Source organism: Marinobacterium litorale DSM 23545 (genome assembly GCF_000428985.1).
Taxonomy (GTDB): Bacteria; Pseudomonadota; Gammaproteobacteria; order Pseudomonadales; family Balneatricaceae; genus Marinobacterium_D; species Marinobacterium_D litorale.
In genome coordinates, this window is sequence record NZ_AUAZ01000001.1 from 132541 (window position 1) to 149856 (window position 17316).

A 17316-nucleotide genomic window follows, 5' to 3' on the forward strand; every position below is an offset into this window, starting at 1 on the left:
CAGCCATGTGTCTGGCGATTCCGGTACGGATCGAAAAGCTGATCGATGAAGAGCGTGCGCTGGCCGATATCGGCGGTGTGCGCAAGGAGATCAATATAGCCCTGGTGGATGATCTGCAGGTGGGCGACTACGTGATCCTGCACGTGGGGTACGCATTGAACAAGCTTGATCCGGAGGAGGCAGCGAAAACGCTGGCGCTGTTCGAGGAGTTGGGGCAGCTGCAGGCGGCCCGGGATGCGGCCCTGGAAGGGGAGGCTCAGTCGTGAAGTATGTTGATGAGTTTCGCGATGGCGATAAAGCCCGCAATATCGCCGCCCAAATCCGGGTTGAGGCTGACCCGGCTCGCACCTATAACCTGATGGAGTTCTGTGGCGGTCATACCCATGCCATCTTTCGGTATGGCATTCCTGATCTGTTGCCGGACAACGTGAAGCTGATCCATGGCCCCGGTTGCCCCGTTTGCGTCCTTCCCATTGGTCGGCTGGATATGGCGATCAACCTGGCCCGGCGCCCGGATGTAATCCTCTGTACCTACGGCGATATGCTGCGGGTGCCGGGCTCCGGACGGGAAAGTCTGATGAAAGTGCGTGCCGAGGGCACCGACGTTCGTATGCTCTATTCACCGGCGGATGCGATCAAGCTGGCACAGCAGCACCCGGACAAGCAGGTGGTGTTTTTTGCTATCGGTTTCGAGACCACGACACCGCCCACGGCGCTGGTACTGGACCAGGCGAGAAAGCTGGGACTCGATAACTTCTCAGTATTCTGCAACCACGTCCTGACGCCGGCGGCGATGCACGCCATTCTCAATACCCCGGAAGCGGATAACGGTGCTCTTGCATTGGATGGCTTTATCGGCCCGGCCCATGTCAGCACCGTAATCGGCTCGGCACCCTATGAGCCCTTTCCGCAACAGTATAATCGGCCGGTCGTAATTGCCGGGTTTGAGCCGCTGGATGTGCTTCAGGCGATTCTGATGCTGATCCGACAGCTTAACGAGGGCCGCTGTGAAGTGGAGAACGAGTTCACCCGTGCCGTAACCCGCCAGGGAAACCTGAAGGCTCAGGCGATGGTGGACCGTGTATTTGAACGGCGCGCCAGTTTCGAATGGCGAGGGCTTGGTGCCATACCGGAAAGCGCGCTGCAGATACGCTCGGAATACGCGCAGTTTGATGCCGAAAAGCGGTTTGAGCTGGAGCAGCTGGAGGGGCGTGAGAATAAGGCCTGTGAGTGTCCTGCGATTCTCCGGGGGGTGAAGAACCCGCGCGACTGCAAACTCTTTGCTAACCCCTGTACACCGGACAACCCTCTGGGCTCCTGCATGGTCTCTTCGGAGGGGGCCTGCGCGGCCTACTACAGCTACGGGCGCCACAGTGAAAGCCGCATACCGGTACAGGAGCAGCGGGTATGAGTCGTTTAAATATCGCCAATGGCCGGATCGAAATGGTCCACGGCAGCGGTGGACGTGCCATGGCCGAGCTGATTGACCAGCTTTTTGCACAGGCGTTTGATAATGAGTGGCTGGCGCAGAGCAACGATCAGGCGCAGTTTGAGCTGCCTCCGGGGCGCGTCGTGATGGCCACCGATAGTCATGTGGTCTCGCCGCTGTTTTTTCCAGGCGGCGATATCGGTTCGCTATCGGTGCATGGAACCATCAACGATGTGGCCATGGCAGGGGCTACCCCCTGTTACCTCTCGGCGGGTTTCATTCTTGAGGAAGGGTTTGCTCTGGCCGATCTGAAACGCATTGTGGATTCGATGGCGGCCGCGTCGAAAGAAGCGGGTGTACCAATCGTCACCGGCGACACCAAAGTGGTTGAACGCGGTAAAGGCGATGGCGTTTTTATCAACACCACCGGTATCGGGGTCGTGCCGGAAGGGCTTAACCTATCCGGTGACCGGGCTCAGCCCGGCGATGCGATTCTGGTTTCTGGCTCGATGGGGGATCATGGCGTCTGCATTCTCTCTCTGCGCGAGAGTCTCGGGTTCGAAAGTGAAATCCAGTCGGACTCCCAGGCGCTGCATGGGCTGGTGGCGGCCATGGTGGATGCGATTCCCGACATCCGCTGTCTGCGCGACCCCACCCGGGGCGGGCTGGCCAATACATTGAACGAGCTGGCGCATCAGTCCGGGGTGGGCATGCAGCTTTGGGAGAAACAGATCCCGGTGCGTGAACAGGTTAAAGCGGCTTGTGAATTCCTGGGGCTGGATCCTCTCTACGTGGCTAACGAAGGTAAGCTGATCGCGATCTGCCCTCAGGACCGGGCCGAGCAGCTGCTTGCGGTGATGCGGGCACATCCTCAGGGCGAGGAGGCCGCGATTGTCGGTCAGGTCGTGGAGGATCCGCACCGGTTTGTCCAGATGGAAACCCGCTTCGGCGGCAATCGGATGGTGGATTGGCTGAACGGCGAACAGTTGCCCCGGATCTGCTAGTCAGCGCTTTTTAGAGCGGAGTCAGTCGCGTATAGACCCAGAGCACCGCAAAGCAGGTCGCCAGCATAACCGGCGCATAGATTCGGTTTAAACGTAACAGCTCCAGAGCGCCGATTCCGTAGCGGGCTCTCAGGCTGAGCTGAACCCCGGAGAAGGGGGATAAACCGACCCCCAGCGACCAACCCATCAGCATGGTCAGACCCAGCAGGTTGGGATCTTCCACGGTTGGCGCGAGTACGCCGCCGACCAGTACGACACTGGTGACCGGATGCATGCCCGCCATGGCCAGGCCGACCAGGACCAGCAGTGTGACCGACGCCGCACCTGCGCCGAAGTGATCAGGTGCCAGCGCCAGGTTCAGGGAAGAGAGAGTGGCGGCCACGCCGGCCGCCAGCATGGCGGCGGCGACAAACAGAAAAATCTCCCCGGCCATATTGGGCAGCCCATCACGAATATGGAGCAGACCCTCAGTCAGGCCGCTATTGCCGCCGCCGATGAGAAGCCATACCAGCGTGACGAGCAAGGCAATGAGAGAGACCAGGGTCAGGACTTTTACCTCGGGCCAGATCAGGTGGGCGATAATCACCGACACGGCCAAGGCCACGGGCAGCCAGAGCGACTGCAGGTGCATGGGGTAGCCGGCGGTAATCTCTGCGTCCGGCGAACGTCGAATTTCCCATGCAGTAAACAGCAGGGCGACGAGACCGAGCGGGAGGCCGAACGTAACCAGTGATGAAAGCTGGGCACCGGGCGCGCTGATCAGCGCCATACCCATGGCTGCAAAAAAGGGAGACCAGAATGCGCAAATCGCGAAACTGCGCAGCAGTGTGACTGCCTGGAGCGGCGTCATAGCGCTTTGCGTCCGTAAGCGGTCGCCGACGATTAACACCGCGGAAATATTGATCACCGAGCCAAATAGATGGGTACCGATCAAGGTATTGGTCAGCGCGGTTTTGCCTCTGGGCAGTGCTTCATTACTGCGGATGCCGGATGTGGCCACCAGTCGTAGAAAGCTGACGCCGATCAGCATGGCAACCACCATCTGGTTACCCGCCAGCGCCTGGAACAGGTAGCGCGTGTCCGCGCCGTTGGCGAGACCGAAGAGCAGTCCAATAACGCCGATCAAAAAGAGAGGGCCAATCTGTTTGAGCTGGCTGCGGTTAAGACGAGGGAATAGCAAAATGGCAGCGAGCCAGAGTGGAACGCCCACCCAGTGGCCGGCAAACCACCCGGTCAGCCCGGTGGTCAGTGCCGTAATCAGAGTAATAAAGAGCAGCCAGCCCGCGAGTGCAGCTATCCGTGCTTTCATGGTGTGAGATACGGCCCCGTTTAGCGATGGATAAAGCGCGTTATGATCCCTGTGGCTGCGGTTAAACGCAAATGTCAGGAGGCAGACCGAGGTGAACCGGTCAGGCTGTCATTGAGTCTCAGGGTGAATGGCTCGAGCGTCAATCGGCCCAGCGGGCGCGGATCGCTTCGAACTCCGGTAACAGGTTTTCCAGATGTGTGACCAGCTGCGGGTCGAAGTGCTTACCGCTCTGCTCTCGGATGTGCGCCACCGTGCGATCAAAGCTCCAGGGCTCCTTGTAGGGGCGGCGGCTGGTCAGGGCATCGAACACATCGGCCAGGGCGACAATACGCCCTTCAATGGGAATTGCCTCGCCCTTGAGGCCCTGCGGGTAACCGCTGCCATCCCATTTTTCGTGGTGGGTCAGCGCCACTGAGCGGGCCAAACGAATCAGACGGGCACTGGAGTCACCGAGTATTTCAGCACCGATGATCGGGTGCTGCTTCATAATGGTGAACTCTTCGTCGGTGAGTTTGCCCGGCTTGGTCAGGATCTCATCGGGTACGCCGATCTTGCCGATATCGTGCATGGGGGCCGCGTGCAGCAGATCTTCGGCGGCGGGTGCGGAAAAACCGCAGGCCAGCGCCAGAAGGCGAGAGTAGTGGCTCATTCGCAGAACATGCTGGCCGGTTTCGTTATCCTTGTATTCGGCGGCCCGGCTGAGCTTCTGAATCAGCTGCACATGGGCTTCGGTGAGCGCATCGGCGCGAACAAGCGACAGGTGGGTTTTGACGCGCGCTTTGATAATCGCGGGAACGACCGGCTTGGTGATAAAGTCGACAGCGCCAAGCTCAAACCCGTGGGCTTCATCCACGCTGTCACGCAGCGCTGTCACAAAAATCACCGGAATCGACTGAGTCAGCGGATTTTGCTTCAGGGTCGTACACACGTCGTACCCGGTGATACCCGGCATCATCACGTCGAGCAGAATCAGATCAGGCTTTTCCTGCTCGGCCAACGTCAATGCGTCGTCCCCGTTACGGGCAAACAGTAACCGGTACTCCTCGTGCAGGAGCTGTCGCAACACCTTGAGGTTGGATGGCTCGTCATCCACGACCAGAATCGAGGCTTTGGCATCCGGTCCGTTCATTGGGCATTCTCCTGGTGTATCTGTTCGTCCGTGGGCAGCAGCTCCAGCGCGGTCCTGAAGTCAAACTCGTCCAGCGCATTAAGCGCAGGTTGAAGCTGCTCGCGCAGGGCGGGCGGGCAGTTCTGGTTTAACTGTTCGACCAGCGCATCGTCCATCTCGCCATGGTGACAGAGGTTGCGCAGTTGCTCCAGTGCGGTCGTAAAAAGTGCCCAGTCCTTCGGCTGCTCAGCTTGATGCAGGGTTTCTTCCGGCTTGAGGCTTTCAAGCTCGTTCAACTCAGATTCTACACGGTTGAGCAGCTGCTGAACCTCATCGATCAGACGTCGGCAACGCTGGGTATTTTTCTGCTTGGCATCGGATTCCAGGCTGCTCAGGCGCCGGGACAGGCGACTCAGAGCCAGGTTGCCCGCCACACCCGCAGCGGCGTGGCTCTGCTGAATCAGCTCAGTCCACTGGCCCTGTGTGACCTGAGTGACTGTTATGGGGGCTTGTTTCAGTCTTTCCAGGAAGCGACGCAGCTGTTCACAATAGCGGGGCTCCGAGCCCCAAAGTGCCAGTGCTTTGGATAGGTCTATCTGTACATTGGGTCGCCGACGTGATTCCAGTACGGATGCGGTGGGCGTGACCGCATGATCCAGTACCCGTGCCAGCTCTTCCATCAACAGTGTGGGGTCGATCGGCTTGTTTGCGAAACCGTTCATACCCGCATCGCGCGCGGCCTGCCGGTCGGATTCGAGTACGCTGGCGGTCAGTGCGACGATGGGTAATGGCTTGAGTCCCAGGTCCTGTTCTCGCTGGCGTTGCCGGCGGGCGGCGCTGAGACCATCCAGGTTGGGCATCTGCACATCGAAGATGGCCAGATCAAACGGATCGCGCTCAAGCTGTGCCAGAGCCTCGATGCCGTCGTGGGCTTTCACCACGTGATGGCCATCGCGAGTCAGGATCAGTTCGAGCAGCTCCAGGTTCTGTTCGATGTCATCCGCGATCAGCACATTGAGCGGCGGCAGGCTTGGATGTGCCTGTGATTTCTGAGGCTGCTCGTCCGGGGGGATGGCTTCGGTGAGTGGCAGCGAAAAGTGAAAGCAGCTGCCGACGCCTGGCGTACTGGTGGCTCCGATCTCTCCGCCCATCAGCTCCACCAACTGTTTACTGATGGTCGTCCCTAAGCCGGTACCACCGAAACGGCGGCTCATGGAGGCATCGGCCTGGGTGAAGGGGTCAAAAATATTGGCCAGCGCCTCGGGTTCCAGGCCAATCCCGGTATCGATGACGCGGAACTCGATTGAGTCGCTGTCCGCTAACGGGGCAACGTGCAGGTGGACATGACCCACCTCCGTAAACTTGATGGCGTTACCCAGCAGGTTGTTAAGCACCTGGCCGATACGCTCTGGCGCGCCCAGAAAATAGTTCGGAAGCTGTTCATCCAGTTTCAGTTCAAGCGCCAGTCCTTTCTGTTGTGCCTGCAACCAGAGCGTCGAGATAATGCCATCGAGCAGCTCGTGGAGGGAAAACGGGCGAACCTCCAGCTCCAGCTTGCCTCGTTCCAGTTTGGCGCTGTCCAGAATATCGTTCAGAAGGTGAAGGAGGGAACGGCCTGCATTGGCGATCAGGTGAGTGTAACGGCGCTGCTGATCATCCAGGTCCGTATCCATCAATACATCGCTAAAGCCGATGATGGAGTTCATCGGCGTGCGGATTTCATGACTCATGTTAGCCAGGAAAGTCGCCTTGGCCATGGCGGCGTGCTCGGCATCGCGTTTAGCTTCTCGCAGCGCCTGCTCCATTCGTTGACGTTCAGTAATATCCAGCAGGACCCCATCGATCCAGGGAGTTTCTCCATCTTTACTGAGTCCAAATCCGCCACTGTCCAGCACCCATATTTCGCGACCGTCCCTGCGAGCAATGCGGTACTCGATGGCGTAGCTGGTCCCCGCCTGCTGTGCGTTGAGGACATTCTCCATGACCGATTGCCGGTCATCCGGATGGATCAGATCGCCCATGTTTATACGACCGTTCAGGAAATCCCGGTCGCTCCAGCCGGTCAGCTCTTCCACCGCATCACTGACAAAGAGCATGCTCCAGTTCGTATCGATCAGGCAGCGAAAGGCAACCCCCGGCATATTGCTGATCAGGGAGCTGTACTGCTGCTCGCTTTCCCGTAACGCCGTTTCAATGGCCCTTCGTTCACTGATATCGGTAATAAAGCCCACGTAAAGCGACGGCAAACCCGGTTGTTTGACTTCCCCGACCCCCAGTCGGATCGGTATCTGTCGGCCATCTTTGTGAAGGGCCATCACTTCCCGGCCTGAGCCGATAATTTTGGGTTGTCGGGTTTCGCGGTAGTTTTTCAGATAACCGTCGTGGTTCTGCCGATAGGGCTCGGGCATCAGAACGCTGACATTGCGGCCAATCACTTCCCTGGCTTGCCAGCCCAGTATGTGCTCGGCCGCCGGGTTCATCGCCTGCACGATACCCCGTTCACTGATCGTGATAATTCCATCCACCGCCGTATCCAGGATCGCCTCCAGCTGGCGCTGGTGCTCCCGGTTTTCCCGTGAGAGGAAACGGTAGCGAATCAATGTATTGGCCACGGCGGCACCGCCGAGCAGCGTTACGGTGATAACGGCAATAAGTAACGCAAATGGAAGGTTGGCATCCGTGCTCTCCGGGGTTGTAGCGGCGGTCGCTTCAAAGCTCACGGCCTGCATCCCGGTGTAGTGCATGGCGGTAATGGCGCTGCCCAGCACCAGTCCGCAAAGCGGTCGATTCAGACGCCGAAAGCGCTCGGGTAGCAGGGTTGAAGCGGTGCGTGCGCTGAGGATAAGCGCGAGACTGGCGATCAAGATCGCGACCAGAAACGACCCGGCAATGTAGAGCAGGTTGTAATGCATCAGTGCGTCCATGCTCATGGCCATCATGCCGGTATAGTGCATGATGCCAATGCCGCTACCGACAACGGTGCCGGCGAGGATAAGCGCTCTGAATCGAGGTTTGGGCTGCGCCAGGGTACTCATCACTGCACCGCCGGCAACCAGAGCCGGGACCACCGACAGCGCGGTAGCCGTAACGTCATAGTTCACGGCAAAGGGCAGACGGTAGGCCAGCATGCCGACAAAGTGCATCGACCAGGTGCCCCCGGCAAGTACCAGGGCGCCGCCGGCCAGAATGACTCGCCGCACTGATTTTCCGGGGCTGAGCCGGGCCGTGTCCAGACTGAGTAATGCCAGGATCGCAGAGGCGACGGCAATGACAAAGGATACGAAGACAATCTCTGTCACATAGTAGCCGGTGATCGGGGTGCCGGTCACGAGTACCGAGGCTGGGGCCATCTGAGTCATTGATGGATTCCGTTGTCGCTGCGTCCGAAATCCGTCCGGTACGTATTTAAAAGGGCAGTGGATCGGCGAGTCTATCCAATGTTGACCAGGATGCCAAGTTGTAGCCCGGGAGTGCCGCGTAAGGGGCCTGTGTATTGCGATTGGAATATTTCATTTATGTAGTTCGTTATAAGAATTTCTTTCGCCCTAAAGAGTTTCGGTTGTTCGTTCATCAACTCATCTTTTAGCCGTCACGATTCGGAAATGTCATTTCATTAGCCTGTGCACCATTCATTATCAACGGTGCAGGTGAGTATGAAAAACAAGGTGATTCTGGTCGTGCTCGACGGCTTGGCTTACGAGACCGCCAGCACCTGTATGGGCTATTTGCATGCTTTGACTGCACAGGGTATCGCTCGACTGTATCGCCTGGAGTGCGAGTTACCCTCACTTTCAAGGCCGCTGTACGAAACGATTCTTACCGGTGTAACACCGGTGCTCAGTGGCATCAGCCACAACGGGATTACGCGTAATTCAACCCAGCAGAGCTTGTTTCACCGGGCTCGCTCTGCCCAGCTGATCACTGCTGCTGCGGCATATCACTGGATCTCGGAACTTTACAACCGCACACCCTATGATCCGGTGCGTGACCGGTTTACCGAGGCGCCCGAGCTGCCAATCCAATATGGCTGCTTTTATCACCGGGACCACTACCCCGATGACCACCTGCTGCTTGATGCGGAATGGTTGCGTCGGCGACATGATCCGGACCTCCTTTTGATTCACCCCATGAATATCGATGATGCCGGTCATAAGGCTGGATTTGATAGTTCCGCCTACCGCAATGCGGCCCGCCACGCGGATGCGACACTTTCCCATTACCTGCCGGAATGGATCGCCAACGGTTATCGGATAGTGATTACCGCCGACCATGGCATGAACAACGATCGCTCCCATGGCGGCACCTTGCCTGAAGAGCGCGAAGTACCGCTGTACCTGATCGGTGAGCGGTTTAGTCAGGCGCCTCACAATGGCATACGGCAGACCGATATTTACCCATTGGTCCTGACGTTGCTCGGTATACGGGAGTGTGACAACGCTGATCTGGGTGGGTTGATCAGGGAGGTAGGCGCATGAGTCTGGCGATCTTTGATCTGGATGAAACCCTGATTCGGGGCGACACGGCGTCGCTCTTTTGCCGCTTTATGGTGGATACCGGGTTAGCTGACGGCACTTTCGTCGATCGGGAGCAGGAGCTGATGCAGCGCTATGCCGACGAGACGTTGTCGATGCCGGAGTACGTGGCTTTTATGCTCAAACCGCTGCGGCAACTCGATGTGGACCAGGTGAACGCGCTGATGCCTCGGTTTGTGGACGATTGTATAGCGCATCGGATCTATCCTCAGGCGCACTCCCTGATTGCTCATCAGCGTGCAGTGGGGCGTCACCCACTGATTATCTCCGCAACGCCGGAGTTTCTGGTACGGGCTGTGGCCCGAGCACTGGCCGTGGATGATGTGTTGGCGATCAACCTGGAAGTGGATGAGAGCCAGCGTTATAGCGGTGCAATCCAGGGCATACCGACATACCGGGACGGCAAAGTTCACAGGCTTCTCGATTGGCTGAAGGAAACCGGCTACTCCCTGGAAAACGCTCGCTTTTACTCCGACTCGATCAATGACCTCCCGCTGCTCGAGTGTGTCGAGTACCCATTCTGTGCCAACCCCGATCCCAGGCTGGCCGCTGTGGCCAGGCAACGGGGGTGGCCGGTTATGCATTGGAACGATATCGAAAGTGTGGGTTACCGCGCTGAAGAGTCGCAGCCCAGTGGAACAGTTCTATATCCCTGAAACCGCTAAGACAGGAAGACAAGCATGAACAAGCAGTTCCTTGCGAAAAGTATCGCAGCTGGTGTCGCCACTTTTATGGCTGGTGGCGCACTGGCGGCCTGCCCGACCCTGACCGGTCCCGAGCAGGGTGGCCAGTTTCCGCACGTGTTCGAAAAGGATGAATTCGAGGCGAAGCACTCATGTGAAATGAGCTTCAGTGAAAACCCGGTGATTGGTCAGCTGAACCAGCGGATCGCCGGCAACCCCGGACTTGCCCCGCTGGCAGAGCGTTTGCCGGCGGAGCCGCTGGTGGTGGTGCCCTACGCCGAAGTGGGGCGTTATGGCGGCGTTCTGGATGGTATCTCCAAGGCGACCGAGTCCGGCACATCGGACCTGCTCTCCATCCGTCATGTAAACCTGCTGCGCTTTAGCGATGACTTGAGCACCGTTGTCCCGAATGTGGCCAAGTCCTGGTCGTGGAACGATGACTACACCGAACTGACGCTGGAGCTGCGTGAAGGTCATAAATGGTCCGACGGCAAGCCGTTCACCGCTGAAGATATCGTGTTCTGGTACGAGAACCTGGTCCTCGATACCCATGTGATCAAGGAACCCAAAGCGCGCTTCCTGTCCGCGGGTAAGCCGATGAAGGTGGAAGCGCTGGATGCGGCCACCGTGCGTTTCAGCCTCAATGTGCCCAAGCCGGGTCTGACCGCCATGTTTGCATCTGATTTCGCGCAGCCGTTTCAACCCAAACACCTGATTGGCCAGTTCCATCCGGCGCTGAACCCGGAAGCGGACAAACTGGCTCAGTCGCTGGGCTTTGAAAACGGTTATGAGGTGGTCAAGTTCTACTACGGCCAGTCTGACTGGAAAGATGTGCCGACCCCGATACTCAAGGATGCGGAGAAAGCTCAGAAGCTGGTCGATGCCGGCTTTACAGCGACAGCACCGACGCTTGAGTCTCATATCGTTGTTGAGGATACCCTGGAAGGGCGTCGTCTGGTGGCTAACCCCTATTTCTTCCAGGTGGACACCGCCGGTAATCAACTTCCTTATATCAACGAAATCAACGAAGTGTATATCGGGGATGAGGATATCCAGAGCGCCAAGATGATCGCCGGGGAGATCGACTATAAAACTCAGGCGGTTAACCTGACTTCAGCGCCGGTTCTGCTGGAGAACAGCGAGCAGGGCGGCTATGACGTGGCGCTGCGTCCGACCATCGGCATGACCACCTTCGCCTTTAACCTGACCGACAAGGACAGTGAGCGCCGGGCGGTATTCAATGACGTTAACTTCCGCCGGGCCATGTCGGTAGCGATCGATCGAGCTCAGATCAACGAGGTCGCCTATTTCGGACTGGGTAAGCCAGCTCAGTACACCGCCTTCGATGCCGATACCGCACCATTCATCACCGAAGCGGTGAAGACTGCCTGGACCGAGCATGATGTGGCCAAGGCCGCTCAGTTGCTGGACCAGGCCGGTGTTGTCGATAAGGACGGCGACGGTATGCGTGACCTGCCATCCGGTAAGAAGCTGGAGCTTAATATCCAGTACTCGACTCAGGGCGTCGCCACAAAAGTGGTGGAAATTGTCGCCAACAACTGGACCCAGGTCGGTGTGAAAACCAGCCTTAAAGAGGTGACCAGTGATGAGTACCGCAACGCCCAATCGGCCAACGACCTCAGTGTCATGGTCTGGAACATGGGCAGCCCGCAGTTCACCCTGGCAACCGACCCGGCCTGGCTGCTGCCGCCCTATGGCACCTTCTTCGATCTGCGTACCGGGATGGAGTGGGCTCAATACCTGAGCACCGAGGGTAAAGAGGGTACTCAGCCGCCGCAGACCGTGTATGACATGAAAGCGCTGGCCGAGCAGTTTGGAACACTCGAACTGGGCAGCGATGAATCTCAGAAGGTCGGCCTGGAGATCGCCAAGCGCACCGTTGACGATCTGTTCATTATCGGCACGGTTAAGGCGGTCAGCCCCATCTACCGCAACAACAAACTGAACAATTTCAACGTTCAGAAAACCGCCTCCTACGACTACTACTGGAGCTACCCCTACCAGCCCAAGCAGTGGTTCTTGAGCGAGTAAGGGCATTCGACCGGGCGCCTTCGTGGCGCCCGCTTCTGCAAGCATCATCTGCGGTGGTGTTTCCAGAAGCGCAGCGGTGTAAATCTTGAACGGATAGCAGAGATGACAGCGTTTTTTGCCAACACCTGGTTGTTTTGGCTGTTACTTTTGACCGGCGGCGGCCTGTGGCTTGCCGCACGCCAGAGTGACTATTTTCACTACGTATTCAACCGTTACCTGATGGCGTTGATCACACTGTTGTTGGTCAGTTTTGTCGTGTTCGGCTTGATGGAGGTGCTGCCCGGCGATTGTGCGGAAAAGTACATGGCGTACAAAAACACTCAGGGTGAGGTGATCAGCCAGGCCATGATCGATGCGGAGCGGGCACGCATGGGGCTGGACCAGCCGATGGTGCAACGTTGGCTGAACTGGGTCACTGACCTGACGTTGCGTGGCGATCTGGGTTTCAGCTGTGCCAAGCGTCAGTCGGTGAATCTGGCTCTGGGGGATCGCTTCTGGATGAGCCTGGGGTTCTGCCTGGCCGGACTGTTCCTGGCCTACCTGATCGCTGTTCCCTTTGGCATTCTGTCCGCTTACGTGCTCAACAAACCCTGGGTTGATCGTAATCCCCAGAACTCGCCCGGACAGCGAATGCGCAACTCCGTGCTGCTGGGCATCAACAAACTGGTTGATCTGCAGTTGAGGATTATCAGCTACCTGGGGCTGGCACTGCCGAACTTCCTGTTGGCCCTCACCATTATCCTGCTCTATGTGTTTGCCGGAGAGCCGACGCCCACCGGGTTGTTCTCCGATCAGTGGCGCAATGTGCCCTGGTTTGTCGATGGTAGTTTCCAGCTTGGCAAGCTGACCGATTTTCTGGGTCATATCTGGTTGCCGATTTTTGTTATCGGCTGGGCCGCCACCGCGTTGCAGTTGCAGACCGTAAGGGCGCTGGTGGTGGATGAGTCCAACAAGCTGTACGTGGAAGCAGCACGCGCTCGTGGCATCGAGGGTTTCTCGCTCTGGGCCCGTTATCCGGTGCGCCACTCCATCAGTCCGCTGTTCAACTCGGTGGGGTTCGATTTTCAGCGGGTGTTCAACGACCTGCCCATCGTTGCGGTGGTGATCGGCTTGACCGATGCTGCGGCGCTGTTGATTGAGGCGCTGGCGATGACCAACGATCAGGAGCTGGCGGCCGGCATTTTGTTTTTGGTGGCAGTGGTGGTGATCGGCATGAATCTGGTGACCGATGTGGTGTTGGCCGCTGTGGATCCGCGGGTCCGCCGCAGTGTGATGTCGACGGGGGGGCAGTGATGCTGACATGGATAGGCAAGTGGCGCCGCTCGGCCACAGGCCAAAATGAAGAGTCTTACTACACGGCGGGGCAGTTTGCCCTGATAAAGGCGCGTTTCGTTAAGAAAACCACCGGTGTTGTCGCAGGTATTGTTCTGCTGGCTCTGGTGCTTCTGGGGCTGTTCGCACCCTTCTTTTCCCCGGTGGATCCGACGATTCGAGGGGCAGACCCGGACTACCGGCGCGGTGCGCCACAAGCGGTTCATTTCTGTGACAGTAACGGTTGTTCGCTCAGGCCCTTCGTTTACACCTATGTGAAAGAACGTCCCAAGCTGGATCTGAGCGCCTTGGCCGGCGGTGATCTCAATGCGCTTGATAAGCTCACCTCCAGCGGTGCACTGAATGCCTCGACACAGAACAAGTTCATCGAGCAAACCGATCAGCGGCGCTACCTGCAGTTTTTTGTTCGCGACTGGGAGTACAGCTTGCTGGAGATTGGCTGGCTGGGTGTCGATATCCGCTCAAGCTTACATCTATTCGGTGTGGAGCAGGGCAAGATTCACCTGATGGGCACCGATGAGGATGGCAAGGATGTCTTCAGCCGGACGCTGCACGCGATCTGGGTGACAATCAGTATCGCCGTGGTTGCGCTGGTGGTTAAGCTCTTTACCTCCCTGCTGGTGGGGGGCGTCAGTGGGTATTTCGGGGGGCGTGTTGATACGGTACTGATGAGTATCACGGAGGCGGTGAGGGTGATACCGCCGATACCGATCTATCTTGCCTGTGCCGTTGCGCTGTCACAGATCGATCTGACCCCGGTTCAGCGTTACTTCGCCATTGCCGTGGTAATCGGGGCGCTGGATTTCGCCACCCTGGGGCGGCGACTGCGCACCCATATCCTGGTGGAGCGTAATCAGGATTATGTGTTGGCGGCGCAGCTGTGTGGTTCCTCCACCGGGCGGATCATCTGGCGCCATCTGGTACCCAGCTTTTCCAGTTATATCATTGTGGATACGCTGATCAACTTTCCCTACGTCATCCTGGCCGAGACCAGCCTGAGTTTTCTGGGGCTGGGTCTGACCGAACCGGTCAATAGTCTGGGGGTGTTGCTGCAGAAGGCGCAGGACCCGGATATTCAGCAGAATATGGTCTGGCAGTACTTCCCGGTCGTGGTGTTTGTCGCACTGATCATGGCCTTCGTATTTGTTGGCGACGCCCTGCGCGATGCCGCAGACCCTTACTCGGAGCGCAACCGATGAAACTACAGAGTAAGCCTGCGATGCCATTACTGGAAATTAACGATCTGACGGTGGACTTTGAAACGCCGGAAGGCACTATTCGGGCGGTTGACCACCTCAATATGACCATCGAGCCGGGCGAGGTGATGGGGCTGGTCGGTGAGAGCGGCTCGGGTAAGTCGATCACCGCCAAGACCCTGATGCGCCTGAATCCCGGCAATGCGCGGATACAGGCGCAGAGCCGAATCCAGTTCCATCGTGACCCGAGTGTGGATGTGCTTAAGTTGCGTGGTCGCGATCTGCGAATCGTTCGCGGTGGTGAAGTCTCGATGATCTTTCAGGAGCCGATGGCCAGCTTTGCCCCGGCCATCCGCATCGGTGACCAGATCGTTGAGACAATTCGCCTGCATCTGGGTCATGACCGGCAAACAGCGCGACGTATCGGCATCGAGCTGTTTGAGCGGGTGGGCATCCGTGAGCCGGAAAAACGGTTTGATCAGTATGTGTTTGAGCTTTCCGGTGGGATGCGTCAGCGGGCGATGATCGCCATGGCGCTGGCCACCAAGCCGAAGCTGCTGATTGCTGATGAGCCGACCACGGCACTGGATGTGACCATACAGGCGCAGGTGCTGGAACTGATGATGGAGCTGCGTGAGCAGCTGGGTATGGCGATACTGTTTATCACCCATGATCTGGGCGTGATCTCCAAGGTAGCGGACCGCCTTACGGTGATGCAGCGGGGCAAAATGGTGGAACAGGGGCACGCGCAGGCGGTACTTCATGCGCCGATGCACGGCTACACCCGCAAGCTGCTTGATGCGCTACCGCACCTTAACGATCTGCCTCAGCCGCCCACGGAGCGCCCGGCCCCCCTGGTCTCGATAAACGCGCTCTCGATCAGCTATCCGCAGTCTGGAAGGCGCAAGGCGGAAGCTTTCCTGGCCGTTCCAGAGGTCTCGCTGGAGCTACCCCGAGGGCAGATTATCGGCCTGGTGGGCGAAAGTGGTTCGGGAAAAACGTCGCTGGGTAAAGCGTTGTTGGGTGCGGCCCCGATCAGCGGCGGTGAAGTGGTATACCATACCGACCCGCCGCTGCGTCTTACTGGAAAGGGTCGGATCGACCGGCGCCGTTTTGCCCGTGTGGCCCAGCTTGTCTTTCAGGACCCGTACAGCTCCCTGAATCCACGAATGACCGTGCGGGATATCATCGCTGAGCCCCTGGAGGCGATGAAAATCTGCAAATCCCGCGAAGAGATAGACCGCAAAGTGATCGAAGCTGCGCAGCGCTGTCATCTCGAAACATCGCATCTACGCCGTTTCCCCCACGCCTTTTCGGGCGGACAACGTCAGCGCATCAGCATCGCACGGGCGCTGATTTGCGAACCTCAATTCCTGGTGGCCGACGAGGCCGTTGCTGCGCTGGATGTTTCGATCCAGTCGGAGATTCTGACGCTTTTGCGTGAACTGCGCGACGAATTGGGCCTGACAATCCTGTTTATTTCCCACGACCTGAGCGTCGTCGCCAACCTCTGCGATCATATCTGTGTGATGCAGCATGGAAAGCTGGTGGAACAGGGTAGTGTGCGCCAGATTTTCCTGGAACCGAGGGAAATCTACACCCAATCCCTGATCGCTTCGATACCGGTGATTGAGGCACCCCGACGTCAAGATCTGTTGGTGACGTTGTGAGTGACGGTTCAGATCATTGGATTCCCGGGCTATCGATGACGGAGATACGCGCATTTAATGCGACGGTTCAGGAAGGCAATTTTTCGCGGGCAGCGCTTTATCTCGGTGTCAGCCAGCCAGCGGTTACGGCTCAGATTCGTAAGTTGGAAGCGCGCTTCGATATCCCGCTACTGGAGCGCTTTAACCAAACCATCAAGCTCACCCATCTGGGCCAGCAGCTTTATCGAATTACGCGGCAGTACAGGGATCTCGAGTCTTCGATTCAGTCATTGATTGCACCGCCATGGGATGCGCGCCCGCTGGAGGTGAGGTTGGCAACCGCGTCACCTTTGGTATTCATGCCGTTAATCACGGCCTTTAGCCAGGCTTACCCGGACTCCACGCTGAAAATTACCTCGGGCACCACCGATGAGTGTCGTGATCTGGTACTCGCGAGCGAAGTGGATTTGGGACTGTTTCCGTTACCGGATTCGGAGCCCGGCTTGTCGCGGTTGGCGTTCCATTCCCATCAACTGGTCGCGGTTATTCATCCTGACAACCGGTTGGCCGCCGAGTCGAGTGTGAGTGTCCATCAGTTGGCCAATGAAGCGCTGATTTTTTCACGGAACGAGTCGTTCACGCAGAAACGGGTTAATGAGGTATTTGCCCGGGCTGGGCTTTTTCCTACCTCCAACATTCTGATGAATGTCAGGGCGGATATTTGTGAAGCAGTGGCCCACGGGCTGGGTGTCGGTTTTGCTCTCAGCCACGATATCCGATCTGATGATGCGCGTTACAGAGCCGTGCCGGTAAAAGAGGCGGCATTCGAGGTTCACGAACATCTGGTCTGGTTGAAATCACGCACGCATCTGCCTGAAGTTCAGCACTTTGTCGGGCTGGCTATAGAATCAAGGCGTTAGCGGTATGTGCGACATTTGCGACAATAATTTACTGTCCTTTCCCGGGAGTGTGTGATAAATCTCCCTCCTGATTTCCAATGGCGAGTTGAGACCTTGGCGCGT

General features: G+C 57.8%; 13 protein-coding genes. 10 read left to right on the plus strand and 3 right to left on the minus strand.

Features of this window, described 5'->3' with window-relative positions; all coding sequences use genetic code 11:
- Positions 1–5: 5 nt before the first annotated feature.
- Genes G403_RS0100640 through hypE form a run of 3 tightly spaced genes read left to right on the plus strand, consistent with a single transcriptional unit; the run spans position 6 to position 2433 of the window.
- Positions 6–266 (plus strand): HypC/HybG/HupF family hydrogenase formation chaperone, encoded by a 261-nt coding sequence (locus G403_RS0100640; protein WP_027852286.1) that lies wholly within the window; start codon positions 6–8, stop codon positions 264–266.
- On the plus strand, positions 263–1411 hold the full coding sequence (gene hypD, locus G403_RS0100645; RefSeq protein ID WP_027852287.1) for a hydrogenase formation protein HypD: 1149 nt from the start codon (positions 263–265) through the stop codon (positions 1409–1411). Before G403_RS0100640 ends, hypD begins: the two co-directional genes overlap by 4 nt.
- The gene (gene hypE / locus G403_RS0100650) at positions 1408–2433 is read left to right on the plus strand and encodes a hydrogenase expression/formation protein HypE (protein WP_027852288.1); all 1026 of its coding nucleotides are present in this window, start codon (positions 1408–1410) and stop codon (positions 2431–2433) included. The genes hypD and hypE overlap by 4 nt, the downstream gene beginning before the upstream one ends.
- A 10-nt stretch (positions 2434–2443) precedes the next feature.
- On the opposite strand, the gene G403_RS0100655 is transcribed toward hypE, so the two are convergent.
- The 3 genes from G403_RS0100655 to G403_RS0100665 all read right to left on the minus strand — a co-directional run bounded on the left by G403_RS0100655 (position 2444) and on the right by G403_RS0100665 (position 8209).
- Positions 2444–3742 (minus strand): hypothetical protein, encoded by a 1299-nt coding sequence (locus tag G403_RS0100655; protein ID WP_027852289.1) that lies wholly within the window; start codon positions 3740–3742, stop codon positions 2444–2446.
- 139 nt (positions 3743–3881) lie between these two features.
- Positions 3882–4871: a response regulator gene (locus G403_RS0100660; RefSeq protein WP_027852290.1), complete on the minus strand. Its 990-nt coding sequence runs from the start codon at positions 4869–4871 to the stop codon at positions 3882–3884.
- Positions 4868–8209: a PAS domain S-box protein gene (locus G403_RS0100665; protein WP_051298299.1), complete on the minus strand. Its 3342-nt coding sequence runs from the start codon at positions 8207–8209 to the stop codon at positions 4868–4870. The genes G403_RS0100660 and G403_RS0100665 overlap by 4 nt, the downstream gene beginning before the upstream one ends.
- Before the next feature lie 294 nt (positions 8210–8503).
- Here G403_RS0100665 and G403_RS21630 point away from each other — a divergent pair, with 294 nt between their 5' ends.
- The 7 genes from G403_RS21630 to G403_RS0100705 all read left to right on the plus strand — a co-directional run bounded on the left by G403_RS21630 (position 8504) and on the right by G403_RS0100705 (position 17214).
- Complete coding sequence (locus G403_RS21630) at positions 8504–9325, plus strand: alkaline phosphatase family protein (RefSeq protein WP_051298301.1); 822 nt, start codon at positions 8504–8506, stop codon at positions 9323–9325.
- Positions 9322–10038 carry an HAD family hydrolase gene (locus G403_RS21635; RefSeq protein WP_084403876.1) on the plus strand — a complete coding sequence of 239 codons (717 nt, stop codon included), beginning with the start codon at positions 9322–9324 and terminating at the stop codon, positions 10036–10038. The genes G403_RS21630 and G403_RS21635 overlap by 4 nt, the downstream gene beginning before the upstream one ends.
- A gap of 24 nt (positions 10039–10062) precedes the next feature.
- Complete coding sequence (locus G403_RS0100685) at positions 10063–12117, plus strand: ABC transporter substrate-binding protein (RefSeq protein ID WP_036231946.1); 2055 nt, start codon at positions 10063–10065, stop codon at positions 12115–12117.
- Positions 12118–12219: 102 nt separating this feature from the next.
- Entirely contained in the window at positions 12220–13410 is a 1191-nt protein-coding gene (locus tag G403_RS0100690) for an ABC transporter permease (protein ID WP_027852293.1), read from the plus strand.
- The gene (locus G403_RS0100695) at positions 13410–14648 is read left to right on the plus strand and encodes an ABC transporter permease (protein WP_036231949.1); all 1239 of its coding nucleotides are present in this window, start codon (positions 13410–13412) and stop codon (positions 14646–14648) included. The genes G403_RS0100690 and G403_RS0100695 overlap by 1 nt, the downstream gene beginning before the upstream one ends.
- Positions 14645–16315 carry a dipeptide ABC transporter ATP-binding protein gene (locus tag G403_RS21640; protein ID WP_051298304.1) on the plus strand — a complete coding sequence of 557 codons (1671 nt, stop codon included), beginning with the start codon at positions 14645–14647 and terminating at the stop codon, positions 16313–16315. Before G403_RS0100695 ends, G403_RS21640 begins: the two co-directional genes overlap by 4 nt.
- A complete protein-coding gene (locus tag G403_RS0100705) occupies positions 16312–17214 on the plus strand; it encodes a LysR family transcriptional regulator (RefSeq protein ID WP_156899613.1) in 903 nt (300 codons plus the stop codon). Before G403_RS21640 ends, G403_RS0100705 begins: the two co-directional genes overlap by 4 nt.
- Positions 17215–17316 lie beyond the last annotated feature (102 nt).

What these genes read in the sequence shown, in the direction of transcription:
- G403_RS0100640 (WP_027852286.1), top strand. Translation starts at nt 6, where the DNA reads ATGTGTCTGGCGATTCCGGTACGGATCGAAAAGCTGATCGATGAAGAG.
- hypE (WP_027852288.1), top strand. Translation starts at nt 1,408, where the DNA reads ATGAGTCGTTTAAATATCGCCAATGGCCGGATCGAAATGGTCCACGGC.
- G403_RS0100655 (WP_027852289.1), bottom strand. Translation starts at nt 3,742, where the DNA reads ATGAAAGCACGGATAGCTGCACTCGCGGGCTGGCTGCTCTTTATTACT.
- G403_RS0100660 (WP_027852290.1), bottom strand. Translation starts at nt 4,871, where the DNA reads ATGAACGGACCGGATGCCAAAGCCTCGATTCTGGTCGTGGATGACGAG.
- G403_RS0100665 (WP_051298299.1), bottom strand. Translation starts at nt 8,209, where the DNA reads ATGACTCAGATGGCCCCAGCCTCGGTACTCGTGACCGGCACCCCGATC.
- G403_RS21630 (WP_051298301.1), top strand. Translation starts at nt 8,504, where the DNA reads ATGAAAAACAAGGTGATTCTGGTCGTGCTCGACGGCTTGGCTTACGAG.
- G403_RS21635 (WP_084403876.1), top strand. Translation starts at nt 9,322, where the DNA reads ATGAGTCTGGCGATCTTTGATCTGGATGAAACCCTGATTCGGGGCGAC.
- G403_RS0100685 (WP_036231946.1), top strand. Translation starts at nt 10,063, where the DNA reads ATGAACAAGCAGTTCCTTGCGAAAAGTATCGCAGCTGGTGTCGCCACT.
- G403_RS0100690 (WP_027852293.1), top strand. Translation starts at nt 12,220, where the DNA reads ATGACAGCGTTTTTTGCCAACACCTGGTTGTTTTGGCTGTTACTTTTG.
- G403_RS0100695 (WP_036231949.1), top strand. Translation starts at nt 13,410, where the DNA reads ATGCTGACATGGATAGGCAAGTGGCGCCGCTCGGCCACAGGCCAAAAT.
- G403_RS21640 (WP_051298304.1), top strand. Translation starts at nt 14,645, where the DNA reads ATGAAACTACAGAGTAAGCCTGCGATGCCATTACTGGAAATTAACGAT.